The 504-nt window shown below is 56.0% G+C and carries 1 protein-coding gene; it reads left to right on the top strand.

Annotation, left to right across the window (positions count from 1 at the left end; all coding sequences use genetic code 11):
* Positions 1–504: VWA domain-containing protein (locus RZO55_RS21910; RefSeq protein WP_318066391.1), on the top strand; the 504-nt coding region annotated here is incomplete at both ends.

The following is a 504-nucleotide window of genomic DNA, read 5'->3' as shown; positions in this document are numbered from 1 at the left end:
CGGAGGGTGAACTGCCCAAGCAGGTGAATGTGGAAATTCTCCTGGATGCCAGCGGGAGCATGGCCGGCCGGGTGAGCGGCGGAGTGAAGATGGACCTGGCCAAGGACGCGATCCGGAATTTTGTCTCCAAATTGCCGGAAGGAGCTCAGGTGGCGCTGCGGGTCTACGGCCACAAGGGAAGCAATCAGCAGAAGGATAAGGAACTCTCCTGCAAAAGCACCGAGGTGGTCTATCCTCTAGGAGCCTATGACAAATCGTCTTTTCAGAAGTCTTTAAATAAGTTTCACCCGACGGGTTGGACTCCTCTGGCCGCGGCGATTGAGCAGGCGAAGAGCGATTTGAGCGGGAAGGCGGGAGAGAATGTAGAGAACATTATCTATGTGGTGAGCGACGGGATTGAGACCTGCGGCGGGGATCCGGTCAAGGCGGCAAAGGAGCTTCACCAGTCAGAGATTGAGGCGATTGTAAACATTATCGGCTTTGACGTGGACAACGCGGGACAGC

The organism is Clostridium boliviensis, from assembly GCF_033342255.1.
In the GTDB taxonomy this organism is placed as follows: Bacteria; Bacillota; Clostridia; order Lachnospirales; family Lachnospiraceae; genus Lacrimispora; species Lacrimispora boliviensis.
This window is presented reverse-complemented; position numbering and strand designations above follow the sequence as displayed.